4 protein-coding genes are annotated in these 4,417 nt (G+C 57.6%); 3 read left to right on the top strand and 1 reads right to left on the bottom strand.

Annotated features, from left to right (window positions below):
- Positions 1-59: 59 nt before the first annotated feature.
- Together ACIREA_RS27320 and ACIREA_RS27315 are read left to right on the top strand one after the other, a co-directional pair.
- Positions 60-1,478 (top strand): DUF1501 domain-containing protein, encoded by a 1,419-nt coding sequence (locus tag ACIREA_RS27320; protein ID WP_397385485.1) that lies wholly within the window; start codon positions 60-62, stop codon positions 1,476-1,478.
- 150 nt (positions 1,479-1,628) lie between these two features.
- A complete protein-coding gene (locus ACIREA_RS27315) occupies positions 1,629-1,826 on the top strand; it encodes a hypothetical protein (protein ID WP_397385484.1) in 198 nt (65 codons plus the stop codon).
- Here ACIREA_RS27315 and ACIREA_RS27310 read toward each other — a convergent pair.
- Complete coding sequence (locus ACIREA_RS27310; protein ID WP_397385486.1) at positions 1,803-2,531, bottom strand: IS5 family transposase; 729 nt, start codon at positions 2,529-2,531, stop codon at positions 1,803-1,805. The genes ACIREA_RS27315 and ACIREA_RS27310 overlap by 24 nt on opposite strands.
- 706 nt (positions 2,532-3,237) lie before the next feature.
- Here ACIREA_RS27310 and ACIREA_RS27305 point away from each other — a divergent pair.
- Positions 3,238-3,684, top strand: coding sequence for a hypothetical protein (locus tag ACIREA_RS27305; RefSeq protein WP_397385483.1), 447 nt, complete (start codon positions 3,238-3,240; stop codon positions 3,682-3,684).
- Positions 3,685-4,417: the final 733 nt, after the last annotated feature.

Genomic DNA, 4,417 nt, shown 5'->3' with positions numbered 1-4,417 from the left:
GCCAGACGATGCCTGGGCGGGCCTGGCTCATGTGCTGCTTACAAGCAACGCCTTCCTCTATGTTGACTGACTCCAAGCCGATGAACTCACTGTTCCAACCGTCCCGCCGTGAGTTCCTGCACCGCGCCTCAGGCGGCTTCGGAGCGCTCGCGCTGGCGGGCTTGTGGGATGAAGCGCATGGCGCTCCAGTCGATCCGCTGGCCTCGCGACAGGGTCATTTTCCAGCCAAGGCGGACCGCGTCATCTTCCTCTACTCGACCGGCGGTGTGTCGCATGTGGACACCTTCGATCACAAGCCCCGGCTCATCCGCGATCACGGCAAAGGCATCACCGCCTCGCGCTGGCTGAACAAGCCCGGCAAGTTCGACCGCTTCCTGATCAAGTCGCGCTGGGACTTCAAGCCGTATGGCCAAAGTGGCATCATGGTGAGTGATCTGTTCCCGCATGTGGGCGGTGTCATCGACGACATCTGCGTGCTCAACGCGATGCACTGCGACAGCGATGGACACGACAAAGCGACGCTCGCCGCGCACACCGGCTCCGCGCAAGCCATCAGGCCCAGCGCCGGTGCGTGGGTGAGCTACGGCATGGGCACCGAGAACCGCAATCTGCCCTCCTTCATGGTGCTCGCGCCCGCCGCTCCGTATGCCGGTGCGCAGACCTGGGGCAGCGACTTCCTACCCGCCTGCCATCAGGGCACGCACGTTGTTCCAGGTATTGATCCGCTGCCCAATTTGAAGCCCAACGCGTCTGCCGCTGAACTGCAAGCGCTGGAGCTCGCGATGCTCGGCAAACTCAATCGCAGCCACCTCGAACACCGCGCCGCCGACCAGGCGCTGGATGCGCGGATCCGTTCCTTCGAGACCGCCTTCGGCATGCAACGCGAGGCTCCCGAAGCCTTCGATCTCTCTCGTGAATCCGAAGCCACCCTGAAGCTCTATGGCCTTACACGCGGTGCCACGACGGGTTTCGGCTGGCAGTGTCTCGTCGCGCGTCGTCTGGCCGAGCGCGGCGTGCGCTTTCTCGAACTCATCGACGTCGGCTCCAGCGCCAACTGGGATTCGCACGGCAACATGGCCGACCACGAGCGCCTCGCCAAAGCCATCGACCAGCCCATCGCCGGCCTGCTCACCGACCTCAAACAACGCGGCATGTTGGAGCGCACGCTCGTCGTCTGGACCTCAGAGTTTGGCCGCACGCCCTTCCATAAGGAGGCAAATCATCCCGGACGCGAGCACCACAACCTCTGCTTCACCTCCTGGATGGCCGGCGGCGGCGTGAAGGGCGGCCTCGTCCATGGCCAATCCGATGAGCACGGCATCCTGCCCGGCGACGGCGCGGTTCACACGCACGACCTGCATGCGACGATGCTGCACCTTCTTGGCATCGATCACGAACGCCTCACATATCGCTACGCTGGCCGCGACTTCCGCCTGACCGATGTCGCGGGCGAGGTGGTGCATCCCATCATCGCATGAGGACCTTTCTCCATGATCAACACCACCCTCCACTTCAAGAAACCCGGCAAGCAGCAGGGCTTTCTCCAAGTGCCCTACTCACACCACCTCGGTGGCTGAGCAAATGTGACGATCCCCATCACCATTGTCGCGCGTGGCAAATGACTGACCGTGCTCGTGCTCGGTGGCAATCATGGCGATGAGTATCAAGGCAAGATCGCCATCATGAAACTCGCGCGTGAGTTGACGTCTGAGAAGGTCAGCCCCCCCTCACACCCCGTCCCCGCGCTACGCCCAGGGCCAACTCGACCCGGCCCCCTCAATAGCAATTTCCTAGGGCGTGTTTTAAAATTGGTTTCTGAGGGATAAAGTGCAGATGGCAAGCAAGACAAAAGCCATGAAGGAGACATCGGTTTTGTCATAGCGCGTGGCTACGCGGCGCATCCGCTTGATCTTTTCAAAGAAGTTCTCCACCCGGTGCCTTTTCTTGTAGAGCTTCTTGTCATAAGTCGCAGGTGCCACCCGGTTGCTGCGCGGCGGGATGCAGCTTTTCATGCCCTTGCTCGCGATGAGTTCCCGCAGTGCATCACTGTCATAGGCCTTGTCCATGAGCACATGTCTCGCGTCGACGCTCTCCAGCAGAGTGGGAGCATGCACCACGTCGGCCTCGGTGCCTGCTGTCAGGATCAGTGCCTGGGGTTGGCTGCGTCCATCCACGGCGGCATGCAGCTTGGTGTTGAGCCCTCCCTTGGTGCGGCTCATCGCCTGCTTCTCCTGGCCTCCGGCGGGGTTGGCACCGTCGCGGTGAACCTTGATGTGTGTGGCGTCGACCATGCCGAGGTCCTTGCCTGCACGCCACTTCATCTGCTGCATGGCCTGATCCCAGAGCCCCGCCTTGGCCCAGCGGCGGAAGTGGCCATAGACGGTCTGCCATGCAATGTCGGGAACATCCAGCGCACGCCAGCTGCAGCCTTCCTTGAGCACGAAGAGGACCCCTGCGACGACCCGCTCCAGACTGCTCAGCGGACGACCTGCACCTGTGGCAACAGGCTGCCCCTTCTGGTATTTAGGAATCTATGGCTCTTATAACCCGGGCCAGCTTGGGCACCGCCAACTGATAGCTTGGATGTAATTCCATTCTCCCAGCTACACCATTTTCTATCCGTGTACAATTTTGAGTCTTCGCTGTTTGGAGTGGGTAGCGAAGGGAAATCGCCGCCGGAGCGAAGCACAGTCCATCAAGGTATTGGGCGTCAACGGACTGCGTCAATTGGGTAGGACTGTGCTCTTCTCGAAACCCCATAATGACGGCTTGCCGATGGGGATTTGAGGAGGGCGCAGTCGTGGTACGGAGCCCACCAGGCCAAGGCTTCAACAGTCCTTTTGGATGTGAAGAGGCTTGTTTGGAGTTTCTTCTACCCACCCAAAACAGCGAAGCGCCATTATTAAACGTGACACGCCAGATCAATTGAAAGCAGTCCTCAGATCTTGTACACGACAAAATGATGAGTGACAAAATCAGCGCGGATCGATTGAAATGCATTCTCGTCAATCTTGGTCGGCTGGCATGTCCTCCGAATCACCCAGGTTCCAGAACTTGCCGTTGTCGAGACGATGGATGGGCTGGAGATGGGTCATATTGCCATTGGGAGATTGGCTTGGAGAAAATCCGCCATTGGAGTTAAGGACAAAATTATGGGCTCCGTAGCAATCCGGAAGAAAAGTGACTTATGGATTCGTTATTCAAAAAGCGCATTGAACGATGACTTTATAATATGCTATGTTTGAGAAGCCAAAATCTCTGATCGAATTGTCTGAGCACGAGTTCGAAAATCTTGCAAGCTATATGAATGGGGCTTGGGACGGAAGTGGCCCGGATCCCGGATACTGCTGGAATGAATTTTTTAGTGACGCAGACCTTGGTAAAGTGCCAGAGTGGTTCGATGAGTGGCTGGCCGTGTTTGAATTGGAAGAATTAGTCTTTCTCGAACGTGAAGATAATGATGCATGGGCGGCACTTTTTTTGCTAAAGGACACAAAAAGTAATCAGTTCGTGGTTTACAAGTCCATGCGAGACGATCCCCCGGTGCGCGCTGGTGAACTATGCTACTCCATCGACAGCATGAATCCAGAGATACTACGGGCTTTCGTCGATGACTTCTTGGGGCCGGAAGGAATTAAGCAAATTGGTGTTCGATTAAATCAAGAGCTTGTTCCCTTATTTTGAAGTGCGTCTTTGCCGGGTGCCGTCAAAGACGCGGCTTTCGCCAAGTAAAACGCTTTGCATTGGGATAGGTTGTGTGATTGCGATTTGAAACAGGGATTGTCTTCAAAATACGACGTCTGAGCAGTTGCGCGCCGTTGTGCTGTAACTAGCTGCCAGGTTGCAGCTCGCCGGCTTAGAAAACATCGATCGGGTGGCGGATAAGGTGGGAGGGATGCTCACCAAACCCCCGCTAATAGCGGATCATCCAGCATTCCAAGCCGCTTTGACGCGTCCAGTGCAGTCACCCTGGTCACAGCTTCCAAAGCTGCTTCTCGCGTTCCTATCTGCCCTCTGATTCGCGCCAGAGATAGCCACACTGAAACGCTGCCCGGCATGATCACCGCGAGGCTATCGCCAAGGATCTCCGCCTTTTCCCACGACCGTAGGCACACGAGGCTCTCCAGCCTCAATTCCAGCACGCGAGGGTGATTCTTCAATTCCGTTGGCAGGTCTTCCAAAAGCTCCCATGCTTCAGTCCGCCGGCGAAGTTCACGGTCCATCAGTTCGGCCAGAGGTCGCGGTGGATTGCAAGGCGATCGTGTCGTTCACATGCAACGATCCAGAGGCAGGCCCGGCTGTGAAGACGCCAGCGACTCAAAGATTCCCAGAGATCGTAACATAATGCCTCAACGCTGCTCCCGAGGAAACCAGCACACTGCCGGCTGCACACCACCAAGATGGGCAAGGATGCACA

Origin of the sequence: Prosthecobacter sp., assembly GCF_044373815.1 — a bacterium.
Lineage (GTDB): Bacteria > Verrucomicrobiota > Verrucomicrobiia > Verrucomicrobiales > Verrucomicrobiaceae > Prosthecobacter.
This window is presented reverse-complemented; position numbering and strand designations above follow the sequence as displayed.

Bases quoted from the DNA above. Each gene is read 5' to 3' on its own strand.
- ACIREA_RS27320 (WP_397385485.1), top strand. From the start codon at position 60: ATGTTGACTGACTCCAAGCCGATGAACTCACTGTTCCAACCGTCCCGC.
- ACIREA_RS27305 (WP_397385483.1), top strand. From the start codon at position 3,238: ATGTTTGAGAAGCCAAAATCTCTGATCGAATTGTCTGAGCACGAGTTC.